The organism is Aeromicrobium sp. 636 (assembly GCF_024433585.1).
Taxonomy (GTDB): Bacteria; Actinomycetota; Actinomycetes; order Propionibacteriales; family Nocardioidaceae; genus Aeromicrobium; species Aeromicrobium senzhongii.
In genome coordinates this window covers 306,324-329,506 of the sequence record NZ_WNJU01000003.1, presented here as the reverse complement: position 1 = coordinate 329,506, position 23,183 = coordinate 306,324, and the positions used below count along the sequence as shown (strand labels likewise).

Genomic DNA, 23,183 nt, shown 5'->3' with positions numbered 1-23,183 from the left:
CTGGGGGGCGTTCTTCGTTTCCCGGCGGCCGTCATCCTGCGCCGGCTCGGGGCCCAGTGGCTGTGCCTTCCGCTGAGGCGCTCACCGGGTGGTCGCGGCGCGCCACGCCATCAGCTGGCGGTGGACGTTCCACGCGCCGACGAGCACGGGCGTGTCACCCAACTCCGGGACGACCTCGGTGAGGTCGGGGTCCAGAAGCCAGTCGCGCGGATGGATGAAGAGCGCCTCGTTCTGAGGCCCGCCGATGCCTCCGTGCGAGCCGACCTGCTCCTCGAAGGCGTGCACCCTGTCGAGCGCGTCGACGGTCGAGAGGACGACGAGATCGCCGGCATCGGTCAGCGCGTGCAGGCGGGCCAGGTCGGCCGCCGTCCGCGAGGGGTAGCCCAGCAACGGGTCATCACCGCTGGCGGCGCTGGACCCGCCGAGACCGCGCACGCCGTGACGGCCGATCACGAGGGGATCGCCGGCGTCGTCCGTCGACATCACCAGGCCCACGCCGGGGCTGTCCAGCAGCCCTGGCACGAGGGCGGGCCACGCGGCGTCGATCTCGGCGAGGTTCGGCCTCGAGGACAGGCGCCGGAACCAGATCATGCCCAGGTTGCCGCCGCCCGTGACGGCGACCTCCGGGTCGTCGGAGCCGGCGACGAGGCCCTCGGGGGGTGCCCGGTTCTCGCCGACCACGGCGGAGATCAGGGCATGGACGGGGCCGCGCTGCTCGCCCTCCTCGGTCGTCGTGAGCACCGTGGCGTCCGAGCCTCCCGACCTCATCAGCTCGACCACGCGATCGGCGAAGGAGCAACCGGCGAGCTGCGAGAACGGTGCGCCCAGGCTCTGTCCGTGGTCCGACACCACCACGAGGTCGTAGCGGGTCGCGACCGACCGGGCGACGTCCTCCAGTGCCGCGAGTGCGCCGTCGAGACCTTCGATCGCCGCCATCGACTCGGGCCGCTCCGGACCGGCATGGTGCGCGATCTCGTCGTAGTCGACGAAGTCCACGAAGATGATGGGTGACCCCCGCGTCATCTCGTCGGCGATCAGCGACAGGTCGAGCTTGCGCAGCAGCACGTTGGTCAGGCCGCGCAGCACGGCGTAGTCGACCTTGCGCGGGATCCGGGGCCGGACGTCGCGCACGCGCTGGCGGTGACCCTGGCGGAACTCCTTGATCACCTCGCCCACGGTCAGGACGAGCGCGCCGGGGAGCAGGAACGGTCGGATGAAGAACGACAGGTAGGTCGATCCCGAGCCCAGGTCGCGCAAGCGGGTCGAGCGGCTCACCGTGAGGTACGAGCGTGCCGCGCCGCCGGTGAAGGTCGTGCTGATCGCGGTGCCGTCGCGCAGGAGCCCCGAATCCGCCGGGAAGCGCGCCTCGATCACGCGGGCGTCGGCCGGGTTCCCCGCGACGAGCAGGCGGCCGGCGCGGCGGTCCCACCAGCGGTAGGCGGGGATGTCCGCGCTCCCGTGCAGGAAGCCGGCCATGCTGGCGGGCGTCGTGCACGGGATCGTCGACCACCAGCCGGTCAGCGTGTGGCTGGAGCGCACCCAGCGAGCGATGTTCGGTGCCTGGCCGCCGGCCAGGGCCCGTCGCAGGACCGGCAGCGCCACCCCGTCGAGCTGCACCACCAGCAGGCCGCGCGGTCGATCCTCCCGGCCGACGCCGGCGCGTGCCCACCTCTGGCGCAGACCGCCGCCCGTGGCGGCCCCGACGACGTAGTGGCTGTCCGTGGCGCCGGAGAGCCACCTCCCGCAGGCCATGACCGCCCCGGCGACCAGCAGGACCACCAGGGTGTCGCCGATGCCCAGGTCCGTGTGCGCCGCCAGGTCGATCGCCGCACCGAGCACGAGCACCTGGGCTGCGAAGCCCAGCACCAGCGCCGTCAGGACGCTCCCTCCCGACGCCAGCAGGCGCAGGGGTCGCGACACGATCGCGTCGAGCACGAACATCGCGACGAACACCACGACGACGAGGAGCAGCTCATCGGTGACGCTCACCCCCACGGCCGCCAGGCCCAGCGTCAACGCGACCGCCGCCACCACGACGGTCCACACCGCCTGCAGGACGTCGGCGACCCCCGGCACCCAGCTCGCCCCGGTGCGCTCGGGTGCCGGTGAGGCCCACCCTCGCTCCGTGGCGTGGCTCACATGGTCATCGTTCCACGAGTGAGCTCCGTGCGGACTCCCATCGAGGTCCCGACGATGCGGGTCGCCGGCGCCTGCGCGGCCATGGCCGTGCGGAACCGATCGCCGGGTGAGGCGAACCAGTGGTCGTGCGTAGGGCCCGTCGAGCGCAGCACCACGGGCCAGAAGGTGCCGTGGTGCACGGGGACCACCCAGCGCGCCCCCACGTCCCGGACGGCCGCGGCGGCCTGCACGGGGTCCAGATGCTCGTCCCCCAGGGACGGTCCCCACCCGCCGATCGGCACGAGCGCGAGGTCGACCGACGCGACGCTCGTGAAGTCCATGGGCCCGGTGTCGCCCGGGTACCAGCAGGTCGTGTCCGCCCGGGCGAACCGGAATCCCAGCGCCGGAGCGCTCGCGCTGCGCGGTCGCCGGTCGCGGCGGCCGTCGTGCCGCGCGGGCAACACCTCGATGTCGACGCCCGCCGCGGTGACGCGGTCGCCCGGCACGACCTCGATCACGTTCAACCGCTCCAGGGAGCGAACGGCGCGCACCGCCCCGCGCGGCACGACGATCGGCACGTCGTCGGCGAACCGGCGCAGCGTCGGCAGGTGCAGGTGGTCGTGGTGCAGGTGCGAGATCAGGACGAGGTCGGCTCGCGTCGCGCGAGGGCCTGGCGGAGGACCGGTGCGGCGCAGGTGGAACAGCCGACGCGCCGTCAGCGGATCGGTCGCGACGGTCGCACCGAGCAGCTCGACCGTCACGAAGGCATGGCCCCACCAGGTGACCGCGGTCATGCCTTCAGTGTGCGCGTCGGCGGCCCCGGCCGACCAGCGCCGACCGTGCCCGTAACACAAGGCCCACGGGCGACATCCGGCGAAAGCCCTCGCATCCCGGCACACGAGCGCTCCGACGGGCGGCGAAGAGGAGTCGCTGGTCCGGAAACTTGTTACATCGATGCGATCCGATGAACGCCGGACGACATCACCGCGTAACCATCGCTGTCGAGACTCGATCCCGCCCCTGCTCCGCGTCCCCGGCGGAGCTTCCCCCCACCTGAGAGGGATCAGATGATCAAGCAACGAGGATGGCGCCTCGCCACCGTGGCAGCGCTGATGGCGGTGCCACTGGCGGCCGTGCCGGCCCAGGCGGCCGACGGCGAGTTGGCGTCCGGCTCCGACTGGAGCGTCTCCCGCACCGCCGGCGGCTACCTGGTCACGGTCGACCTGCCGAAGCGCCTGCCGATGGTCTCGGATGCGCCCACGATCGAGGTCGACGGCACGCCGATCGGCATCGCCACCGAGTCCGCCGACGGCAAGAGCCTGTCGGTCTTCACGGCGGACGCCTCCGTGGTCGACGCGGACGACGTCGAGGCCGGTTGGTTCAGCAAGCCGTCGGGCGCCCGCGTGAAGATGGCCACCCTCGACGAGATCGCCCAGGCCGACCCCGAGGCCCTCGACGCGAACCCGGCGTCGCTCGGCAGCCACGAGCACACCGAGGCCGTCTACAACTTCGGAGCGCAGTCGATCCCGCTGGCCGGCATCGGCGGCATCCGCGGCGAGCTGCAGGGCAAGATCTACCTGCCGAAGACCGGCGGACCCCGCCCCGTCGTGCTGCTGCTGCACGGCCGCCACACCTCCTGCTCCACCGGGACGGCCAACCCGAACCGCTGGCCGTGCGGACCGAACCAGATCAACGTCCCGAGCTTCGCCGGCTACGACGGCACCGGCCGCGCGCTGGCCAGCCACGGCTACGCCGTCGTGTCGATCTCGGCCAACGCGATCAACTCCAACGACAACCAGCTCGCGCTGGACCAGGGCGCCCAGGCGCGCGGTCAGCTGCTGCTCGACACCCTCTCGATGCTGAAGAAGGCCAACGAGGGCGCCGCGGTGAGCCACTACGACGCGCAGCAGGAAGGCAACGTCACGCTCGCGCAGGCGCTCGCCGACCAGAGCCCACTGCCGGGCCTGTCCGAGGGCACCGCGGGGCTGGCCCCCGCCGACCTCGTGGGGCGCTTCGACTTCTCGAACATCGGCATGATGGGCCACTCCCGCGGCGGCGAGGGCGTCACGTCCGCGGCGACCCTGAACCAGGGCCTGGAGAAGCCGTGGAAGATCACGTCGATCCTGCCGCTGGCGCCGGTCGACTTCGCCCGCATGACGGTGCCGAACGTGCCGATGAACGTGATCCTGCCGTACTGCGACGGTGACGTCTCCAACCAGCAGGGCCAGCACATGCTCGACGACTCGCGCTACGCGTTCGACGACGACGTGCTGCGCAGCGGCGTGTGGATGATGGGCGCGAACCACAACTTCTACAACACCGTCTGGACACCGGGGAAGTACGACTACTCCGTCTCCGACGACTGGGGTGCGAACTCCACCGACGCCGTCTGCGGCCCGCGCTCGAGCACGAACATCCGGCTGAGCGCCGACGCGCAGTACGACGCCGGCACGGCCTACATGGCCGGCTGGTTCCGCCTCACGATGGGTGACGAGAAGCAGTTCCTGCCGATGTTCGACGGCTCCGCCTCGGTTCCGGAGGTGCTCGGCTCGGCCGACATCCGCAGTGTCTCCACGGCTCCGGCCTCGGCGCGCCAGACGATCACGACGTTCGAGAAGGCCAGCTCGCTGGTCAAGGTCCAGGGTGCTGCCACGGCCACCGTCTGCGCCAGCGCGGCGGGTCGCACCGTGACGCAGTCGCTCGCGGCCTGCACGTCCTCGGCACTGGGCACCAGCGCCCAGCCGCACTGGACGCCTGCCTCGAACGGCGGCAACGTCCCGGCCACGCCGGTCACGAAGTTCTCGTGGACGGCCCTGTCCTCGGGCACCGGCAACGCGGCCACGGCCAGTGAGGTGCGCGTCAACGTCCCCGCGAAGGCGCGCAACGCGTCGTCGATGGAGCGCCTGTCGGTCAAGGTGGCCGCGGACGACACCGTCGACAGCAGCACGGCGCTCTCGGTCACCGTCGTCGACGGCTCGGGTGCGACCCACACCGTCCCGGTGGCGGATCTGAACGCACTGGCCGTCTCGCGACTGCCCGCCTCGACCGATGCACGGTTGAAGAAGATCGTCCTGCAGCAGGTCGACCTGCCGGTCGCCACGCTGAAGGACGCCGGCCTGAACGTCTCGGACATCCGTGAGGTCCGCTTCGGCGCCCTCGAAGGTCCGGACGGCCTGGCTGCCGGTGGCGTGTTCCTGTCGGACCTCGCGTTCGAGAGCTCGGCGGTCGGCACGGCGGACAGCAAGACCGTCCCCACGCTGAACGTGAAGGCCCCCGTCGTCGACGAGGGCAACGCTCCCGGCACGGCCGACATCGCGGTCTACCTCGACGACGCCGCGTCGATCCCGGTGACCGGCTACGTGTCGGCCCTCGGGTCGGCCACCGGTCGCGCCGGCATCGCCATGGAGAAGGTCACCTTCGCCCCCGGCGAGACCTGCAAGGTCGTCACGGCGCCGATCCTCGGCGACACCGCGGCCAGCACGACGAACTCCACGTCGGTGAAGACCTCGGTCATCAACACCCAGGGTGCCGTCATGGGGGCCGACGCCCTCGACTGGATGATCGTCCGCGAGGACGACGGCGTCACGGGCTCGGCGACGGCGCTGCCGTCGGCGGGCGTCCAGGGCGATGCCTGCGCCGAGCTGGCAGCCCAGGACGAGGCCGTCGAGGTCTCGGTCGGTGACAGCAAGCCGCAGCCCGGCGAGAGCCTCACGGTGACCGCCGGCGGGTTCCGCTCCGGCGAGGGCGTCACGATCACGGTCGACGGTGTCGACCCGGTCGTCACGGCCGCCGATGCGACCGGCGTCGTGACCGCCGCGATCGTCATCCCCGAGACCGCGACCCGCGGCGCCGCGACCGTCTCGGTCACGGGCAGCGGCACCGGTCGCACGGGCGAGACCTCGGTCTCGATCCTGGACGCGAGCTCGACGAGCCTGTCGATCTCGCCCGAGGCCCCGGCGATCAACGAGGCCGTGACCCTCACGGCGACCGTCACCGGCGGGGACACCACGGGCTCCGTGGAGTTCCTGGACGGCGACACGTTCCTCGGCACCACCGAGGTCGTCGACGGCACGGCCACCGTGGAGGTGCCCGGCTTCAAGGCGGGTGCGCACACCCTCGTGGCGCGCTTCGCCGAGACCGGCGTCACCGCGGGCTCGGCCTCCAACCCGGTCGCCTTCACCCTGGTGAAGGGCAAGCCCACGATGGTCATGTCGCTCTCGAGCGCCTCGACCGTCTTCGGGCAGGCCGCGAAGCTGTCGGCGAACGTCGGGGACGCGGACGGTGGCACGGTCACCTTCCGCTACGGCGCGGTCACGAAGACGGTCCCGGTCGCCAAGGACGGCTCCGCCGCCCTGACGCTGCCGGCCACCCTGAAGCCCGGTCGCTACACGGTGTCGGCCGCGTACGACGGCACCGACCGCACTGCCGCCAGCGCGAGGATCTCGACGTCGCTGGTCGTGACCAAGAAGGGCACGTCGGCGTCCGTCTCGGCACCGAAGTCGGTCAAGGCCGGCAAGGCCCTGCGCGGCAAGATCGCCGTCCGCGGCGGTGTCGCCGGTGTGGCGCCCACGGGCACCGCCAAGGTCTACGTCGCGAAGGGCAAGGGCGGCTACAAGCTGGCCAAGACGGTCCGCGTCCCGTCCTCGGGCAAGGCGACCTACGTGGTGAAGACGCCCAAGAAGCGCCAGAGCCTGCGGGTCAAGGTCGTCTACTCCGGTGACGCCAACTACGGGTCCAGCAAGTCCACCGTCAAGGCGGTGCGGGTGCGCTGATCCCTCACGACGAGGCCCCGGCAGCGATCAGCTGCCGGGGCCTCGTCACGTCCGGGCCGCGACCGAGCGGCCCACCCACGGGAAACGCCCCGGTCGCCGAGGCGACCCGGGGCGGCCTTGACCGCCTTGCTGACCTTCGTGACCGGCGCCCAGCCGGACTTCGTGCCCGTCACCCTTTCGTGAGGGGGAGGTCCGCTCATCCTGTCCAACTCGCGTCCCGGGCGCCACGAATCGCCTCAAGATTCGCGCGCCCGCAACATCGGGAGGTCGCCTGCGGACCCCTGCCTGAGATGCGATCAGGCCCCATCCGTGTTCGCATGGTGGGGACGAAGAATCGAGAGGAAGGCTGGAGTCATGGGACTTGATGACAAGTTGAAGAACACCGCTGACGACCTCAAGGGCAAGGGCAAGGAAGCCACCGGCAAGGCCAGTGACGACAAGAGCCTCGAGGCCGAGGGCAAGGGCGACCAGGCCAAGTCCGACCTCAAGCAGGCCGGCGAGAACGTGAAGGACGCGTTCAAGCACTGAGCACAGACCTACGACGAGGGCCCCGGGAATCCGATGATTCCCGGGGCCCTCGTTCGTGGAGCGCTCAGACGGTCGGCGGCACCGTTCCGGTGACTCCGGGCTCGGCCGTCGGGGACGTGGTGCCGGCCGTCGGCTGACCCGGCGTCGTGTACGTCGACGCGGTGTAGGTCGGCTCGTCGGCCATCTTGGCCTTGACGAATGCGGCGATGCCCGCGATCCCGGCGGTGAGGAGCCCGACGAAGGCGACCTTCTTCACACCGGCGAACCGCGGCTTCTTCTGGATCGGCAGCCGGTCGCTGACGTCGTCCGGCAGCTTGTCGACCAGGCCGTCGCGCAGGTCGAGCAACTCGGACTTCTCCGGCAGCTTCTCGATGAGGTCGTCACGCAGCGCCAGCCATTCGGCCCGGTCCGGAAGTCGCTCGATCAGCTGGTCCTTCAGGTCGCGCAGATCGGCGCCGTCCGGCAGCTGCTCCACGACGGTGTCCTTCACGCTCTTCTTGCCCTTGCCCACAATGGCTCCTTCGCACAGATGTCGTCGGAGTCCCATCGTGGCTCACGACGGAGTCGTACGCACCTCGGAAGAACCTTCGAGCACGACCTCGGCGGCCTCCTTGTCGGGCCGCAGCCCCCGCCAGCTGGCGTGGCGCAGGTGCCCGGCGGGCGACCAGTCGCCGTAGACGACCTCGCCCACGACCTTCGGCGTCACCCACGTCGCGTCACGCGACGCCGCGGTCTCGACCTCGTCGACGAATGGCGACGTCTTGCGGGTCAGCGGGTCCAGGAGCCGGCGCAGGCGCAGGCGCTCGTCCTCCGTGAAGCCGGTGCCGACCCTGCCGAGGTACCGCAGGCCTCCCTCGACGGGCACACCGAGCAGCAACGAGCCGATCCCCCGGCCACCCTTGCTGGGGCGCCAGCCGCCGACGACGACCTCCTGGGCCTCTTGGTTCTTGATCTTCAGCCAGTCCGTCGACCGCGCCCCGGGCTCGTACGGGGCCTTGCGCCGTTTCGCGACGACGCCCTCCAGCTTGTGGCGACGACTGAGCGTGACCGCCTCGTCGAGTGAGCCGCCATGGGCCGGCGGCACCTGGACCACGTCGCCGGTGAGGTCCAGGTCCTCCAGTGCCACGCGGCGGTCGTCGTAGGTCTGGTCCCGCAGGGACGTGCCGGCGTGCTCGATCAGGTCGAACACCAGCAGCCGCGTGGGCACCGTGCGCCGGAGTCGCTCGACGTCGGCGGCCTTGGTGACGCCCATGCGCTGCTGCAGGCGACCGAAACTGGGCACGCCGGACTCGTCGAAGGCCACGATCTCGCCATCGAGCACGGCGTCCAGACCCAGGCTCGCCAACTCCTCGACGACCTCGGGATAGCTGGCGCTCACGTCGTTGTGGTTGCGCGAGAACAGCCGCACCTTCTCGCCACCGACCACGGCGATGCACCGGATGCCGTCCCACTTCAGCTCGTAGGCCCACTCGTCGCCCGAGGCGTCCCTGGCGCCGGCCAGCACCGCCAGCATCGGCGGAACGAACCCCGAGCGCGCGGCCTCCTCGGGCGGCTTCGACGTCGCCTTCTTCTGCGGGGCGGGCTCGTTCTGCTCCTTCATCAGGTGGATCAGCCAGTTCTCGCCGGTCTTGATCAGCGCGAGCCGCTTCGATCCGCCGAGTCCACCGTCGCGGGTGCCGTGCAAGGTCGCGATGACCTCATGGTCGTTCCACTTCTCGAGGTCGTAGTGCCCGTGGTCCCAGATCGTGACGTGCCCGGCGCCGTACTCACCCTTCGGGATGTCGCCGGCGAACGTGGCGTACTCCAGCGGATGGTCCTCGGTCTGCACCGCCAGATGGTTGCCCGTGGACGACTCGGGCACGCCCTTCGGCAGCGCCCACGAGACCAGCACGCCATCACGCTCCAGCCGGAAGTCCCAGTGCAGACGACTGGCGTGATGCTCCTGGATGACGAAGATCGGGTCGCCGGTGCGCCCGCGGACGACCGAGTCCGGAACCGGCTCAGGCGTCTTCGCGGCATCGCGCATCGACCGGTAGGTCGCGAGCCGGTCGGTCATCGGCGCCGCCAGCGCCGCCATCGGGTCGCCGCGCTCGGCCAGCCGGGCGGGCACCTCGTCGAGGGTCAGGTGACGCAGGTTCTCGTCCAGCTCGTCCCAGTCGCGCGGGACGGCGACGGTGGGCTCGGCACGGCCACGCAGCGAATACGGCGAGATCGTCGTCTTGTTGCCGTTGTTCTGGCTCCAGTCGACCAGGACCTTGCCCTGGCGCTTGGCCTTGGACATGTCACTGACGACGAGCTCGGGCATGACGCCCTCGAGCGCCTGGGCGACCTGCTTGGCGAAGGCGTTCACGTAGTCGGAGTCGTGCTGGCCGTCCAGCGGCGCGTACAGGTGGATGCCCTTGCTGCCACTGGTGACGGGCACGCACTCCAGGCCGACGTCGGCGAGCAGCTCGCGGGCCGCATGGGCGATCTCGACGCACTCCGGCAGGCCGGTTCCCGGGCCGGGGTCGAGATCGATCACGAGGCGATCGGGATTCTGGGCCACGCCGGTGGCGTCGACCCGCCACTGCGGGACGTGCAGCTCGAGCGCGGCCACCTGCCCCGCCCACGCGAGATCGGCGACCGACTCGAAGATCGGGTAGGTGTTCGTGTGCGACCGGTGCTTGATCGTGACCCGCCGGATCCACGAGGGCGCGGAGTCGGGCAGGTTCTTCTCGAAGAAGACCTGTTCCTCACTGCCGGTCCCGTTGACCCAGCGCTTGCGCGTCACCGGGCGGCCTGCCAAGTGCGGCAGCAGCCACGGCGCGACCGCGACGTAGTAGGCGATGACGTCGGCCTTCGTCGTCCCGGTGGCGGGATAGATGACCTTGTCGCTGTTGGTGAGTCGCAGCAGGCGTCCGTCGACCGAGACGGTCTGGGGCGCGGTCCGTGGCATCTCGCGAACCCCCTGCACCGTAGACTTGATACTTCAGACATTGTGAAGGAGCGGCCTTGAACGTGCCCGATTTCTTCTCCGAAGTCGCTCTTGACCTCCATCAGCAGCGCACGACGGCGAAGACCGTCGACCTCATCACCGAGTATGCGAAAGTCGCAGCCGACTGCAACGACGCCGGCATCATGCTGGTGCACAACCGCACCAAGATCGAGACTGCCGCCTCGACCTCGGACCGGGTCGTCGAGTCACACCAGTTGCAGCACGAACTCGACGAGGGTCCGTGCCTGGACGCCCTGGAGTCCGGCGGCAGCTTCGTGTCCAACGACGTCCAGACCGACGCACGCTGGCCCGCGTGGGGCCCTGCGGTCGCCGACCTGGGGATCCACAGCGCCATGAGCGTGCTGCTGGAGACGCGCGAGCGGCGCTACGGCTCGCTCAATCTGTACGCCGACCGCCCGGACGCGTTCGACTCGAACGACTTGGCCACGGCGACGATCTTCGCCCGTCACGCCTCGGTCGCCCTGGCCAACGCCCATCAGGAGCAGGGTCTGCTGACCGCGATCGACGCGCGCAAGATCATCGGCCAGGCGCAGGGCATCTTGATGGAGCGCTTCGACATCGAGTCCGACCGGGCGTTCGAGGTATTGCGGCGCTACTCGCAGAACCACAACCAGAAGCTGCACGCCGTCGCGACCTGGGTCGTCGAGAACCGCAAGCTCCCCGTGACCGACTTCCCCCACGCGGTCAAGGTCGAGATACCGGCTCAGCCGAGCGGCGACACGCAGCCCACCTGACCGTCAGGCCGACGACTTCTTCTTCGCCGGCTTCTTCTTGGGCTTCTCGTCGCCCTTGCGCGCCTCGACGCTGCGGCGCAACGCCTCCATCAGGTCGACGACCTCGGCGCCCTCGTCCTCCTGGACACCGAAGGTCGCCTCGCTGTCGATGCCCTCGCCGGCCTTCTGCTTGGCTTCGATCAGGGTCTTCAGCTGTTCCTGGTAGTCGTCGGTGAACTGGCTCGCGTCGAAGTCGCCGGCGAGCGACTCGATCAGCTGCCCGGCCATCGCCAGCTCCTTCTGCGTCACCTTCGCCGTGTTCTCCAGGACCGGGAAGTCGGCGGTGCGGACCTCGTCGTCCCACAGCAGCGTCTGCAGCACGAGCACGTTGTCGCGCACGCGCAATGCGCCCAGCCGGGTGCGCTGGCGCAGGGCGAAGGTGACGACGGCCGTGCGCTCGGTCTCCTCGAGCGCCTGGCGCAGCAACGAGTAGGGCTTGAGCGCCTTCTCCTCCGGCTCCAGGAAGTACGGGTTGCCCAGCCGCAGCACGTCGATCTGGTCGTCGGGGACGAACTCGACGACGTCGATCTCGTGGCTGCGCTCGGCGGGCAGCGACTTGAGGTCCTCGTCGGTCAGGACGATCGTCTTCTCGCCGTCGTCGAAGGCCTTGTCGATGTGCTTGTAGGCGACGATCTCCTTGCAGATCTCGCACCGGCGCTCGTAGCGGATGCGGCCGCCGTCCTCGTCGTGGACCTGGTGCAGCGACACGTCGTGGCTCTCGGTGGCGGAGTAGACCTTCACCGGCACGTGGACCAGCCCGAAACTGATCGCGCCCTTCCAGATGGCTCGCATCTGGCCAGTATCGGCCCTCAGCGCCGCCAGCGCGAGCGCTTGGACCCGGTGGCCACGGGCCGCTCGATCGGGACGAAGCCCGGCTCGTACGGTTCGAGGCCCGAAACGCGCTCGTCCAACTGGTCGAGCGCGCGGGGCAGGTCGTCGAACGTCACCCCGGCCAGCTGATTGGGCGAGAACCGCCACCACGCCAGCTCCTGCAGCCGCTCGCGGGTCTGCGGATCGACCCGGTCGCGGATCGGTCGGGCAGGCACTCCCCCCACGATCGAGTACGGGGCGACGTCGTCGGCCACCACCGCGCCGGCCGCCACGACGGCCCCGTCGCCGATGGTCACTCCGCGCAGGATCACGACCTTGGCGCCGATCCACACGTCGTTGCCGACGACGGACGGCTCACCGCGGAACGAGGGGCGTCCCCCGGCCTCGGGGTCGATCACCTCGGATCGGTCGGCCGACGGGTGCCAGCCCCAGGTCGCCTTCTTGTACTGGAAGGAGTTGACCCCCAGCCAGGTCAGCGGATGCCCGGTCGCGCCGATCAGGACGTCGGGCGCGAACTCGCAGTAGCGACCGATCGTGGCCGACTGCGACTCGATGCCGTGGGCCAGACTCGTGAACGCACCGACCCGGGTCACGCCGCCGCGGACCAGCAGATCGCCCAACATGCGGATGGGTGGCTCGGCCAGCAACTGGGACGACCCGACGACTCGCAATCCCTCGGTTCCGCGCGCGTGCTCGACCACGATCGCCAGCCTAGGGCTTCGACGGACCGGGGACGCGCCAGTGCCCGTGTTACCTCCCCGCAACCCGGACACGGAACAATGACCGTCATGGCGTTTCTGCTGCGCGTCGAGCTTCCCGACGTCCCGGGCTCCCTCGGCGCACTCGCGACGGCTCTCGGTAGCGCCGGAGCCGACATCGAGGCGATCGAGATCGTCGAGCACCGGCCCGACGGCGTCGCGGTCGACGACGTGCTCCTCGAGCTGCCCCACACGGTCATGCCCGATGCGCTGATCACGGCGTGTCAGGGCCTCGAGGGCGTCCATGTCCACTGGATCAGCCGCTACAACGCAGGGGCCAACCTCAGCATGGACCTCGAGGCCGTCGAGGCGTTCACCAACGAGCCCGACCTGGCCATCGCCCGGCTCATCGAGGTCATCCCGTCGACGTTCCGCACCGACTGGGCGCTCGCGATCGGCCCCGGCCCGGACGGTGCGCAGTTGCTGCACGGGTCGTCCGCCGCCCCGAAGATCGTCCCCGAGTGCGACGAGTGGCTGTCGGTCGAGCACGCGAGCCCGCTGCCCGAGGTGTCCGCCTGGGACTCCACGGTCCTCGCGGGGTCGCCCGCCGTGACGCGTGCGGGCACCCGGTTCTTCGTCGCCGTCGGGCGCCACGGCGGACCCGAGTTCCTGGCCTCGGAGATCGCCCGGATCGGCCACATGGTGTCGCTGGCCGCGTCGGTCCAGACCGACGACGACTGACTGCTACTTCTGGTCGGTGACCGGCGTGTGGGCGTGGTGGAAGCGGCCCAGGGCCTCCACCTCGGCCTCCATGGCCGGCACCGTCTTGCGGGTCAGCAGCCGCACGTAGGGCGTGGTGGCCGGCGAGTTCACGAACGCCTTGGTCCAGTTCGCCAGCAGGACGGCCTTCGGCACGTAGACGCGGCTCTTGCGTTTCGCCAGGCCGATGAGGATCTTCTCGGCGCAGGTCTCGACGTCCGTGGTCGTGTTGGCCGGGTAGGGCAGCTTGGTCCGGATCGCCTTGAAGGACGGCAGGTCGGCCTCGGCGTTGCGGACGATGTCGGTGTCGATCCACGAGGGGTGGCACAGGCCGACCTTGATGCCCAGGTGGGCGACCTCCTGGCGCAGCGCGATCCCGAGGGCCTCGTTGCCGGCCTTGCTGGCGGCGTACGCGCTCAGGCCGGCGATGTTGGAGAAGGCCGCCAGCGACGAGACGACCAGGAGATAGCCCTTCGTGCGCTCCAGGTGCGGAATGGCGTACTTGGCCGTGCGGAAGACCCCGTTGAGGTTCACCTCGATGACGCGCTCGAAGGCCTGGTCCTCGATCTGGCGCACGGTGCCGTACGAGGCGATGCCCGCGTTGGCGACGACGTGGTCGAGACGGCCGAAGTAGGCGGCCGCGGCGTCGATCGCGTCCCGGACGTCCTCGCTGTTGCGGACGTCGGCCTCCCACCAGGCGGCCGACTCGCCCAGCTCGTCGCTGAGCGACGCCAGCAGGTCCGGTTCGAGGCCGACGAGCGCGACCCGCCCGCCGTGGGCGACGTAGGCGCGGGCGACGGCGGCACCGATACCGCGGGCCGCTCCGGTGATCAGGGCGACCTTGCCGGCGAAGTGCTGGGGCTTCAGAGAGGACATGCCCGTCAAGATACCGCCGGTATGTGGAATGTGTCACCCGCAATGTCACATCCGGTCCGCCACCGGGTGGATCGTGGCGCACGGTGTCCATGTGACCCACCTCATGGCCGAGGGGGAATCCAGGCGGGCTATCCTCTGCGGGATGAGCACCCCTCCACCCGAGCTCGGCTCGATGCGGATCGGCGTCGTCAAGGAATCCGCCCCCGGTGAGACTCGTGTCGCCGCGACGCCGGCGACCGTGAAGCAGCTGATCGACCTCGGTTACCTCGTCACCGTCGAGCACGGCGCCGGCGAGGCCTCGAGCTTCACCGATGCAGCCTACGAAGCCGCCGGCGCGACCATCAGCGACAAGCCGGACACGTGGGCCAGCGACGTGATCTTCAAGGTCAACGCCCCCACCGAGATCGAGATCGCCCTCATGCTCGACGGCGCCACGCTGATCAGCATGATCAGCCCCGGCCTCAACCCGAAGCTGGTCGAGACGCTGGCGTCGCGTCCCATCACGGTCCTGGCGATGGACGCGGTGCCGCGCATCTCGCGCGCGCAGTCGATGGACGTGCTGTCGTCGATGGCCAACATCGCCGGCTACCGCGCGGTGATCGAGGCCGCCAACGAGTTCGGCCGCTTCTTCACCGGCCAGGTCACCGCCGCGGGCAAGGTCCCGCCGGCCAAGGTCCTGGTCGCCGGCGCCGGCGTGGCCGGCCTCGCCGCGATCGGCGCCGCCTCCAGCCTCGGCGCGATCGTCCGTGCCACCGACCCCCGTCCCGAGGTCGCCGACCAGGTCAAGTCGATCGGTGGCGAGTACCTCGAGGTCGTCGTGCCCGACGAGGACAAGGAGGTCTCCACCGACGGCTACGCCAAGGCCACCAGCGAGGCCTACGACAAGCGGGCCGCCGAGCTCTACTCCGAGCAGGCCGCCGACGTCGACATCATCGTGACGACCGCCCTGATCCCGGGCCGCCCCGCGCCCCGCCTGATCACCGCCGCCGACGTGGCCACCATGAAGCCCGGCAGCGTCATCGTCGACATGGCCGCGGCGCAGGGTGGCAACGTCGAGGGCTCGGTCGCCGGCCAGAAGGTCGTCACCGAAAACGGCGTCACGATCCTGGGCTACACCGACCTCGCGGGCCGGCTGCCCACCCAGGCCTCGCAGCTGTACGGCACCAACCTGGTCAACCTGATGAAGCTGCTGACGCCGGGCAAGGACGGCCAGATCGTCCTGGACTTCGACGACGTCGTCCAGCGTGGCGTCACCGTCGTGCGCGACGGCGAGAAGACGTGGCCCCCGCCGCCGGTCCAGGTCTCGGCTGCTCCCGCGCCCGTGGCGGCCGCCGAGCCGGCCCCGGCTCCCGAGCCCAAGAAGCCCGTCAACCCCGCGATCAAGATCGGCGCGATCGCCGTCGGCGTGCTCGCGTTCTTGTGGGTCCTGGCGAACGCGCCCGGACAGCTGCCCCAGCACTTCACCGTGCTGGCGCTGTCGATCGTGATCGGCTACTACGTGATCGGCAACGTCCACCACGCGCTGCACACCCCGTTGATGAGCGTCACCAACGCCATCAGCGGCATCATCGTGGTCGGCGCCATGCTCCAGATCGGCGATTCCGACGCGGTGATCCGCGCCCTGGCCTTCGTCGCCGTTCTCGTCGCCAGCATCAACGTCTTCGGCGGTTTCGCCGTGACCCGACGCATGCTCAGCATGTTCTCGAAGTGAAGGGCTGATCCGTGACTGCCTCCTCCTTGGCCAATGCCGCGTACCTCGTCGCGGCACTGTTGTTCATCCTCAGCCTCGCCGGCCTGAGCAAGCACGAGACGGCCCGCCGCGGTGTCGCCTTCGGCATCTCGGGCATGGCCATCGCGCTCGTCGCGACGTTCATCCTCGTCGTCGACTCCGAGCCCGGCATCGGCCTGGCGCTGCTGATCGTCGCCATGGTGATCGGTGCCGCGATCGGCCTGTGGCGCGCCAAGCTCGTCGAGATGACGGGCATGCCCGAGCTGATCGCCCTGCTGCACTCGTTCGTCGGCCTGGCCGCCGTGCTGGTGGGCTGGAACGGCTACCTCGCGCACGGCGACTTCGCGACCCAGTCGCTCGAGGACATCCACAACGCCGAGATCTTCATCGGCGTGTTCATCGGTGCGGTCACCCTCACCGGCTCGATCGTGGCGTTCCTCAAGCTGAGCGCCCGGATGAAGAGCGCCCCGCTCGTGCTCCCGGGCAAGAACTGGATCAACCTCGGTGCGCTCGCGCTGTTCCTCATCTTGACGATCGCGTTCGTCATCAACCCGTCCCTGGTGCTGCTGATCGCCGTCACGATCGTCGCGCTCGCCCTGGGCTGGCACCTCGTGGCCTCGATCGGCGGCGGCGACATGCCCGTCGTCGTGTCGATGCTCAACAGCTACTCCGGTTGGGCCGCGGCCGCGTCGGGCTTCCTGCTCGGCAACGACCTGCTGATCATCACCGGCGCCCTCGTGGGCTCCTCGGGTGCCTACCTGTCCTTCATCATGTGCAAGGCGATGAACCGCTCGTTCATCTCCGTGATCGCCGGCGGATTCGGCATCGAGGCCGGACCGTCCGACGACACCGACTACGGCGAATACCGCGAGATCACCGCCGAGGCCGTGGCCGAGATGCTGTCGGACGCCAAGTCCGTCGTCATCACCCCCGGCTACGGCATGGCCGTCGCCCAGGCCCAGTACCCGGTCGCCGGTCTGACCAGCATCCTGCGCGAGAAGGGCGTCGACGTCCGCTTCGGCATCCACCCCGTCGCCGGTCGCCTGCCCGGTCACATGAACGTGTTGCTCGCCGAGGCCAAGGTCCCGTACGACATCGTCCTGGAGATGGACGAGATCAACGACGACCTCGCCGAGACCGACGTCGTGCTGGTCATCGGCGCGAACGACACGGTCAACCCGGCCGCCTCCGAGGACCCGACCTCGCCCATCGCGGGCATGCCGGTCCTGCACGTGTGGGAGGCCAAGAACGTCATCGTGTTCAAGCGCTCGATGGCCGCCGGCTACGCGGGCGTCCAGAACCCGCTGTTCTTCCGCGAGAACAGCCAGATGCTGTTCGGCGACGCCAAGGACCGCGTCGAGGACATCATCAAGGCCCTCTGACGCACGTCCCGCCTCCGGCGGGCCAGATGTGTGGCGATGCGTACCCTTTCCGCCCGGAAAAGGTACGCATCGCTTCATTTCAGGCGCTTGCGGCCTCGATCTCGGAGCGCAGCCAGGACTTGAGGTCCTCGGGCGCGAAGCTCGCGTCGACCGCAGCGGTCGCCAGCGCCCGGAGTCCGGCCTCGTCCAGGCCCAGCAACTCCGCGGCGATCTCGTACTCGGCGTTGAGCGTCGTGCCGAACATCGGCGGATCGTCGGAGTTGATCGTGACGGTCACCCCGGCCTCGACGAGGGACGGCAGCGGGTGCTCCTCCAGGGAGGGCACCGAGCGCGTGCACACGTTCGACGTCGGGCACACCTCCAGCACGATCCCGTCGGCGGCGAGGCGCTCCAGGAGGGCCGGGTCCTGCGCGGCCGCGATGCCGTGCCCGATGCGCTCGGCGCCGAGCTCGTCGATGCTGTCCCAGATCGACTGCGGGCCGGTCGACTCCCCGGCATGCGGCACGCTGTGCAGGCCGGCGGCACGTGCCGCCGCGAAGTGGGGGGCGAACTGCGGCCGGGGCACGCCGATCTCGGGCCCGCCCAGTCCGAAGCCCACCAGGGCATCGGGCTGCAGGCGCAGCGCCGTGTCGAGGGTGACGTCCGCCGCCGGCAGTCCGGACTCACCCGGGATGTCGAAGATCCACTGCAGCGCCGTGCCGAAGTCGCGCTCGACGGCCCGCCGCGCGTCCTCGATCGCCTCGACGTACGCCTCGGCGGCGATCCCCCGCGCGATCGACGTGTACGGCGTCATCGTCAGCTCGGCGTACCGGACGTTCTGGGCCGCCAGGTCGCGACCGACCTCGTGCGTCAGGATCCAGATGTCCTCGGGCGTGCGCAGCAGGTCGACGACCGAGAGGTAGACCTCGATGAAGTGCGCGAAGTCGGTGAAGGTGAAGTACTCGGCCAGCGCCTCGGGGTCGGACGGCACGGGCGAGTCCGGGTGCCGGGCCGCCAACCGCGCCACCGTGTCCGGCGCGGCCGAGCCCACGTGGTGGACGTGCAACTCCGCCTTCGGCAGCGCCGCGACGAAGTCCTGCATCAGTCGACGACGCCGTACAGCCGATCCCCGGCATCGCCCAGGCCCGGCACGATGTAGCCGTTCTCGTCGAGGCGCTCGTCCAGACCGGCGCTGAAGAGCTGGATCGGCACGTCGATGTGGGCCGTGTCCCGCTCGAGCCGCTCGATGCCCTCGGGGGCCGACAGCAGGGTGATCGCCGTGATCTCCTTGGCGCCGCGCCGGACGAGGAAGTCGATCGCCATCGCCAGCGTGCCGCCCGTGGCCAGCATCGGGTCCAGGACGTAGCACTGGCGGCCGTCGAGCCGGTCCGGGAGGCGCTCGGTGTAGGTCTCGGCCTCGAGGGTCTCCTCGTTGCGGATCATGCCCAGGAAGCCGACCTCGGCCGTGGGCAGCAGGCGCTGCATCCCCTCGAGCATGCCCAGGCCCGCGCGCAGGATCGGGACGACCAGCGGACCGGGGCTGGTGAGGCGGACACCGTGGGTCGTGGTGAGCGGCGTGGTCACCTCGATCGGCTCGACGCTGACCTCGCGCGTGGCCTCGTACGCCAGCAGCGTGACGAGCTCCTCGGTGAGCCGACGGAAGGTCGGGGAGTCGGTTCCCGCGTCTCGCAGGACCGAGAGCTTGTGGGAGATGAGGGGGTGGTCGGCGACGTGGACACGCATGGGTCGAGGGTAGCGGCCGCACGTGGACGTCTGTCACCATCGCAGGGTGGCCGAGGACGATGTGGACTTCGTGATCGCCGCGTACCGCGACGACGGTGCGTGGACCGTGGTCGAACTCCCGGCGCGCCTGGGCGAGGACTTCGAGGCGTTCACCGGCGCCCTCGCGCGGTTCCCCTCCGACGTCGGCGTGCTCGGCCTGGCGTCGGTCAACGACGACTTCTTCGTCATCGTGCGCCGCAGCGGCGACCACGTGCGCGCCCTGCTCTCGGACGCCACCGCGGCGTGGGACTGGTCGCTCGCGGTGGACCTGGCCGAGGCGGTCGACGCGCCCGACGGCGACGAGGAGCCCGTGCCGGTCGGCGATCTCGAGATCGTCAGCGACCTGGGCCTCGCGTCGGTCGAGCTGGGGCTGCTGTGCGACGACGACGACCTGTTCCCCGACGAGGCGCTCGCGTACGTGGCCGACAAGCTCGGCTTCGGCGACCAGTTCGAGGCGATCGTCGGGTGACCTGGGTCCCGTTCATGCAGCGGGCGCTCGAGCTGGCCCGCGAAGCGGCGGCCGGTGGCGACGTTCCCGTGGGCGCGGTGGTGGTGCACGACGGCTCGATCATCGGCGAGGGCCGCAACGTCCGCGAGCGTGACGCCGACCCCACGGGTCATGCGGAGGTCGTGGCACTGCGCGAGGCGGCCCGTCGCCTGGGTCGCTGGCGCCTCGACGGCTGCACGCTGGTCGTCTCCCTCGAGCCGTGCACGATGTGCGCCGGCGCGCTCGTGGCCGCGCGCGTCGACCGCCTCGTCTTCGGGGCCTGGGACGACAAGGCCGGGGCCGTCGGCTCGCTGTGGGACGTCGTGCGGGACCGCCGCTTGAACCACCGGCCGGAGGTCGTTCCCGAGGTGCTCGCTCCCGAGTCCTCCGTGCTGCTGCGCTCGTTCTTCGGGCGCTGACGGTTCCCCCACGCACCCCATCGGGGAATACCCCGGGCCCGTGCGCGTTCTACTAGTTGAATCTTTAACTATCTTCTGGGAGACTGGCCCCATGAGCAGCATGCAGATCGGCATCTTCACCGTCGGCGACGTCACGACGGACCCCACGAACGGCACGACGCCGAGCGAGCACGAGCGCGTCAAGAACACCGTCGCGATCGCGAAGAAGGCCGAGGAGGTGGGCCTGGACGTGTTCGCCACGGGCGAGCACCACAACCCGCCCTTCGTTCCCTCGAGCCCGACGACGACGCTGGCGTACATCGGCGCGCAGACCGAGCGCATCATCTTGTCGACCTCGACCACGCTCATCACCACGAACGACCCGGTGAAGATCGCGGAGGACTACGCCACGCTGCAGCACCTCGTGGACGGCCGCATGGACCTCATGCTCGGCCGCGGCAACACGCCCCCGGTCTACCCGTGGTTCGGCAAGGACATCAGCAAGGCCGTCGAGCTGACGATCGAGAACTACCAGCTGCTGCGCCGGCTCTGGTCCGAGCCGGTCGTCAACTGGGAGGGCAAGTTCCGCACGCCGCTGCAGGGCTTCACGGCGACGCCCGCTCCGCTCGACGGGGTGGCGCCGTTCGTCTGGCACGGCTCGATCCGCACCCCCGAGGTCGCCGAGCTGGCCGCGTTCTACGGCGACGGATACTTCGCCAACAACATCTTCTGGCCGAAGGAGCACTACATCCGGCTGATCAACTTCTACCGCCAGCGCTACGCCCACTACGGGCACGGCACGGCGGAGCAGGCGATCGTCGGCCTCGGCGGTCAGTTCTTCATGCGCAAGAACAGCCAGGACGCGGTCAACGAGTTCCGGCCGTACTTCGACAACGCGCCGGTCTACGGTCACGGCCCGAGCATGGAGGACTTCACCGAGCAGACGCCCCTCACGGTCGGCAGCCCGCAGCAGGTCCTGGAGCGCACCCTGGCGTTCGCCGACTACTTCGGCGACTACCAGCGCCAGATGTTCCTCGTCGACCATGCCGGACTGCCGCTCAAGACGGTCCTCGAGCAGCTCGACCTGCTCGGCGAGATCCTGCCCACCATGCGCGCCGAGTTCGACGCGCGGCGACCGGCGAACGTGCCGGACGCTCCCACCCACGCCGCGCGCGTCGCCGCGCGTGACGCCGCGCTCGCCGAGGAGGTGTCCGCATGACCCGCATCGTCGCCCTGTCGTCGGGCGTCGGCGAGCCGTCGACCACGCGCCTGCTGGCCGACCGGCTCGCCGCGGCGGCAGGCACCGCCCTCGGCGGCGCCAGCATCGAGGTCGTCAACCTGCGTGAGCTGGCGCACGAGATCACCGATGCGGCCCTCACCGGGTTCGCCGCGCCACGACTGCAGCACGTGTACGACCAGGTCGGTGAGGCCGACGCGCTGATCGTCGTCGTCCCGACGTTCAAGGCGTCGTACCCCGGCTTGTTCAAGTCGTTCGTCGACGCGCTCGACAACGACGCGCTGATCGGCAAGGTCGTCCTGCTGGGGGCGACGGGTGGCACGGCGCGGCACTCGATGGTGATCGACTTCGCGCTGCGGCCGCTGTTCGCCTACCTGCAGGCGGTGGTCGTGCCGACCGGGGTCTTCGCGAGCCCGCACGACTGGGGATCCTCGGGCGAGGGCACGCTGCAGAGCCGGATCGAGCGCGCCGCCGGCGAGTTGACCAGCCTGCTCGGAGGTCAGGGGTCCGGCCGGTCGAAGAACGACGAGATCGATCTGTTCAGCGAGACGATGCTCTCGATCAGCCAGCCCGACTGATCGACCGCTCAGGGTGTCGCGGCCACGACGGCCGCGACACCCGTGAGCACCGCGGCGACGGCTCCGTGGACGAACCGCTGCTCCCACAGCACGGCGGTGAACTCGCGCAGCACCGCGGCCGCCCACAGTCGCGGCCCGGTCGAGGCGCCGAGGCCGTGGCCGGCCAGCCCGGCGTCCCGCATCAGCATCGCCGCGCGGAAGGCGTGGAAGTCGTTGGTCACGACGGCGAACCGGCCCTGCTCGAGCCCGTGGTGCGCGGCGATCTCGGCACTGAACCGCAGGTTCTCGTCCGTCGACGTCGACCGGTCCTCGCGGCGGACGAGCGCCTCGTCGACGCCGCGGTCCACGAGGTACCGAGCCATCGCGACGGCCTCGGGCACCGTCTCGTCGGGGCCCTGTCCCCCGGCGCAGATGACGTGCGTGTCGCGACCGCGGGACCGCGAGCGCTCCAGCGCGACGCGGGCGCGGTCGAGCCGGGACGCCAGCACCTGGCTGACCCGGTCGCCGTGGAGCCCGGCGCCGAGCACGATCACGACGTCCACGGGACGGGCCCAGCGGCGCACGATGCGGCCGTAGACGGCGCCGTAGCCGACGAACGCCACGAAGAGGAAGGCGACGTAGAACGCCGGCGTGCCCAGCACGAAGAGCCAGCCGACCAGGTCGTCCGCCGCCCCAACCCAGGCCCCCAGGACGGCCGCGCAGTAACCGAGCGCGACCACTCCCAGCGCCACCGCGACCCGCCCGACGCGGGCCCGGCCCGGCTGGCGACGCATCGTCAGCCCGCACAGGACGCTGAACGTCGCCAGGGACGCCAGCGCGAGAAGCAGCGCGGCCAGCACGCCGCCCGGTCCGGCGACCGCCAGCACCGTCGCGCCCGCGGCGAGGAGCGCGAGGACCCCGACCGAGAGGCTCCGCGGCTCGCGCCACGCGACCGCCGCGGAGGCCACCGCGAGCAGCGCCACGAGCGTCCAGACCACGCCCCGACCCTAGGGGCGAGCGGCCCGTTCCGCCCCGATTGGGTCGGACCGGGGTGACTGCCGTAAACTCCTCGGCGGTGGCGTGTCCGAGCGGCCTAAGGAGCACGCCTCGAAAGCGTGTGTGGGTTCACGCCCACCGTGGGTTCAAATCCCACCGCCACCGCCAGCATCACCAGGACCCCCGTCGAGCGCGAGCCCGGCGGGGGTTCTGTCATGTCCCCCGTCGCCCGCGACGACGCATCCGGCTGGATTCGGCCCCGTGGGTCACCGTCGACGGGATACGT

The 23,183-nt window shown here is 70.4% G+C and carries 20 protein-coding genes and 1 tRNA gene; 11 read left to right on the top strand and 10 right to left on the bottom strand.

From position 1 onward, the window contains the following. Positions 1-81: 81 nt before the first annotated feature. Together GL325_RS12395 and GL325_RS12390 are read right to left on the bottom strand one after the other, a co-directional pair. On the bottom strand, positions 82-2,139 hold the full coding sequence (locus GL325_RS12395; RefSeq protein ID WP_187769752.1) for an alkaline phosphatase family protein: 2,058 nt from the start codon (positions 2,137-2,139) through the stop codon (positions 82-84). Continuing rightward, positions 2,136-2,912: an MBL fold metallo-hydrolase gene (locus tag GL325_RS12390; RefSeq protein WP_187769751.1), complete on the bottom strand. Its 777-nt coding sequence runs from the start codon at positions 2,910-2,912 to the stop codon at positions 2,136-2,138. Before GL325_RS12390 ends, GL325_RS12395 begins: the two co-directional genes overlap by 4 nt. Before the next feature lie 273 nt (positions 2,913-3,185). On the opposite strand from GL325_RS12390, the gene GL325_RS12385 reads away from it, so the two are divergent. Beyond that, positions 3,186-6,890 (top strand): Ig-like domain-containing protein, encoded by a 3,705-nt coding sequence (locus GL325_RS12385; protein WP_187769750.1) that lies wholly within the window; start codon positions 3,186-3,188, stop codon positions 6,888-6,890. Between the two features lie 354 nt (positions 6,891-7,244). Then, on the top strand, positions 7,245-7,418 hold the full coding sequence (locus tag GL325_RS12380) for a CsbD family protein (protein WP_154596081.1): 174 nt from the start codon (positions 7,245-7,247) through the stop codon (positions 7,416-7,418). A 64-nt stretch (positions 7,419-7,482) separates the two neighbouring features. Here GL325_RS12380 and GL325_RS12375 read toward each other — a convergent pair whose 3' ends face one another. Beyond that, positions 7,483-7,929 carry a hypothetical protein gene (locus GL325_RS12375; RefSeq protein ID WP_187769749.1) on the bottom strand — a complete coding sequence of 149 codons (447 nt, stop codon included), beginning with the start codon at positions 7,927-7,929 and terminating at the stop codon, positions 7,483-7,485. Between the two features lie 42 nt (positions 7,930-7,971). After that, entirely contained in the window at positions 7,972-10,353 is a 2,382-nt protein-coding gene (locus GL325_RS12370; RefSeq protein ID WP_187769748.1) for an ATP-dependent DNA ligase, read from the bottom strand. A gap of 62 nt (positions 10,354-10,415) precedes the next feature. On the opposite strand from GL325_RS12370, the gene GL325_RS12365 reads away from it, so the two are divergent. Continuing rightward, the gene (locus tag GL325_RS12365) at positions 10,416-11,147 is read left to right on the top strand and encodes a GAF and ANTAR domain-containing protein (protein WP_255467491.1); all 732 of its coding nucleotides are present in this window, start codon (positions 10,416-10,418) and stop codon (positions 11,145-11,147) included. A 3-nt stretch (positions 11,148-11,150) separates the two neighbouring features. On the opposite strand, the gene GL325_RS12360 is transcribed toward GL325_RS12365, so the two are convergent. Together GL325_RS12360 and GL325_RS15775 are read right to left on the bottom strand one after the other, a co-directional pair. After that, positions 11,151-11,978, bottom strand: coding sequence for a Ku protein (locus tag GL325_RS12360; protein WP_154596085.1), 828 nt, complete (start codon positions 11,976-11,978; stop codon positions 11,151-11,153). Between the two features lie 17 nt (positions 11,979-11,995). Then, on the bottom strand, positions 11,996-12,718 hold the full coding sequence (locus tag GL325_RS15775; protein ID WP_187769747.1) for a DapH/DapD/GlmU-related protein: 723 nt from the start codon (positions 12,716-12,718) through the stop codon (positions 11,996-11,998). 87 nt (positions 12,719-12,805) lie between these two features. Between GL325_RS15775 and GL325_RS12350 the strand changes: the two genes are divergently transcribed. Then, the gene (locus tag GL325_RS12350; protein WP_187769746.1) at positions 12,806-13,456 is read left to right on the top strand and encodes an ACT domain-containing protein; all 651 of its coding nucleotides are present in this window, start codon (positions 12,806-12,808) and stop codon (positions 13,454-13,456) included. A gap of 3 nt (positions 13,457-13,459) precedes the next feature. On the opposite strand, the gene GL325_RS12345 is transcribed toward GL325_RS12350, so the two are convergent. After that, positions 13,460-14,350 carry an SDR family oxidoreductase gene (locus tag GL325_RS12345; protein ID WP_187769745.1) on the bottom strand — a complete coding sequence of 297 codons (891 nt, stop codon included), beginning with the start codon at positions 14,348-14,350 and terminating at the stop codon, positions 13,460-13,462. 172 nt (positions 14,351-14,522) lie between these two features. Between GL325_RS12345 and GL325_RS12340 the strand changes: the two genes are divergently transcribed. Both GL325_RS12340 and pntB read left to right on the top strand, forming a co-directional pair. After that, complete coding sequence (locus GL325_RS12340; RefSeq protein WP_187769806.1) at positions 14,523-16,061, top strand: Re/Si-specific NAD(P)(+) transhydrogenase subunit alpha; 1,539 nt, start codon at positions 14,523-14,525, stop codon at positions 16,059-16,061. Positions 16,062-16,072: 11 nt separating this feature from the next. Continuing rightward, a complete protein-coding gene (gene pntB / locus GL325_RS12335; protein WP_187769744.1) occupies positions 16,073-17,461 on the top strand; it encodes a Re/Si-specific NAD(P)(+) transhydrogenase subunit beta in 1,389 nt (462 codons plus the stop codon). 79 nt (positions 17,462-17,540) lie between these two features. On the opposite strand, the gene GL325_RS12330 is transcribed toward pntB, so the two are convergent. Beyond that, positions 17,541-18,542, bottom strand: a complete 1,002-nt coding sequence (locus tag GL325_RS12330) for an adenosine deaminase (protein ID WP_154596090.1) — start codon at positions 18,540-18,542, stop codon at positions 17,541-17,543. Beyond that, positions 18,542-19,183: a uracil phosphoribosyltransferase gene (gene upp, locus GL325_RS12325; protein ID WP_154596091.1), complete on the bottom strand. Its 642-nt coding sequence runs from the start codon at positions 19,181-19,183 to the stop codon at positions 18,542-18,544. The genes GL325_RS12330 and upp overlap by 1 nt, the downstream gene beginning before the upstream one ends. 46 nt (positions 19,184-19,229) lie before the next feature. Between upp and GL325_RS12320 the strand changes: the two genes are divergently transcribed. The 4 genes from GL325_RS12320 (at position 19,230) to GL325_RS12305 (ending at position 21,922) form a co-directional block, all read left to right on the top strand. Beyond that, positions 19,230-19,691 carry a tRNA adenosine deaminase-associated protein gene (locus tag GL325_RS12320; RefSeq protein WP_187411662.1) on the top strand — a complete coding sequence of 154 codons (462 nt, stop codon included), beginning with the start codon at positions 19,230-19,232 and terminating at the stop codon, positions 19,689-19,691. Between the two features lie 14 nt (positions 19,692-19,705). Next, positions 19,706-20,128: a tRNA adenosine(34) deaminase TadA gene (gene tadA / locus GL325_RS12315; protein WP_154596399.1), complete on the top strand. Its 423-nt coding sequence runs from the start codon at positions 19,706-19,708 to the stop codon at positions 20,126-20,128. A 100-nt stretch (positions 20,129-20,228) separates the two neighbouring features. Further along, positions 20,229-21,326 (top strand): LLM class flavin-dependent oxidoreductase, encoded by a 1,098-nt coding sequence (locus GL325_RS12310; RefSeq protein ID WP_187769805.1) that lies wholly within the window; start codon positions 20,229-20,231, stop codon positions 21,324-21,326. Further along, positions 21,323-21,922 (top strand): CE1759 family FMN reductase, encoded by a 600-nt coding sequence (locus tag GL325_RS12305; protein ID WP_187769743.1) that lies wholly within the window; start codon positions 21,323-21,325, stop codon positions 21,920-21,922. The genes GL325_RS12310 and GL325_RS12305 overlap by 4 nt, the downstream gene beginning before the upstream one ends. Positions 21,923-21,930: 8 nt before the next feature. Here GL325_RS12305 and GL325_RS12300 read toward each other — a convergent pair whose 3' ends face one another. Continuing rightward, the gene (locus GL325_RS12300) at positions 21,931-22,899 is read right to left on the bottom strand and encodes a YdcF family protein (protein WP_187769742.1); all 969 of its coding nucleotides are present in this window, start codon (positions 22,897-22,899) and stop codon (positions 21,931-21,933) included. 76 nt (positions 22,900-22,975) lie between these two features. On the opposite strand from GL325_RS12300, the gene GL325_RS12295 reads away from it, so the two are divergent. Further along, positions 22,976-23,065: transfer RNA gene (locus GL325_RS12295), tRNA-Ser, on the top strand. The last annotated feature ends 118 nt before the right edge of the window (positions 23,066-23,183 follow it).

Bases quoted from the DNA above. Each gene is read 5' to 3' on its own strand.
- GL325_RS12390 (WP_187769751.1), bottom strand. From the start codon at position 2,912: ATGACCGCGGTCACCTGGTGGGGCCATGCCTTCGTGACGGTCGAGCTG.
- GL325_RS12385 (WP_187769750.1), top strand. From the start codon at position 3,186: ATGATCAAGCAACGAGGATGGCGCCTCGCCACCGTGGCAGCGCTGATG.
- GL325_RS12380 (WP_154596081.1), top strand. From the start codon at position 7,245: ATGGGACTTGATGACAAGTTGAAGAACACCGCTGACGACCTCAAGGGC.
- GL325_RS12370 (WP_187769748.1), bottom strand. From the start codon at position 10,353: ATGCCACGGACCGCGCCCCAGACCGTCTCGGTCGACGGACGCCTGCTG.
- GL325_RS12360 (WP_154596085.1), bottom strand. From the start codon at position 11,978: ATGCGAGCCATCTGGAAGGGCGCGATCAGTTTCGGGCTGGTCCACGTG.
- GL325_RS12350 (WP_187769746.1), top strand. From the start codon at position 12,806: ATGGCGTTTCTGCTGCGCGTCGAGCTTCCCGACGTCCCGGGCTCCCTC.
- GL325_RS12345 (WP_187769745.1), bottom strand. From the start codon at position 14,350: ATGTCCTCTCTGAAGCCCCAGCACTTCGCCGGCAAGGTCGCCCTGATC.
- GL325_RS12340 (WP_187769806.1), top strand. From the start codon at position 14,523: ATGCGGATCGGCGTCGTCAAGGAATCCGCCCCCGGTGAGACTCGTGTC.
- GL325_RS12330 (WP_154596090.1), bottom strand. From the start codon at position 18,542: ATGCAGGACTTCGTCGCGGCGCTGCCGAAGGCGGAGTTGCACGTCCAC.
- upp (WP_154596091.1), bottom strand. From the start codon at position 19,183: ATGCGTGTCCACGTCGCCGACCACCCCCTCATCTCCCACAAGCTCTCG.
- tadA (WP_154596399.1), top strand. From the start codon at position 19,706: ATGCAGCGGGCGCTCGAGCTGGCCCGCGAAGCGGCGGCCGGTGGCGAC.
- GL325_RS12310 (WP_187769805.1), top strand. From the start codon at position 20,229: ATGCAGATCGGCATCTTCACCGTCGGCGACGTCACGACGGACCCCACG.
- GL325_RS12305 (WP_187769743.1), top strand. From the start codon at position 21,323: ATGACCCGCATCGTCGCCCTGTCGTCGGGCGTCGGCGAGCCGTCGACC.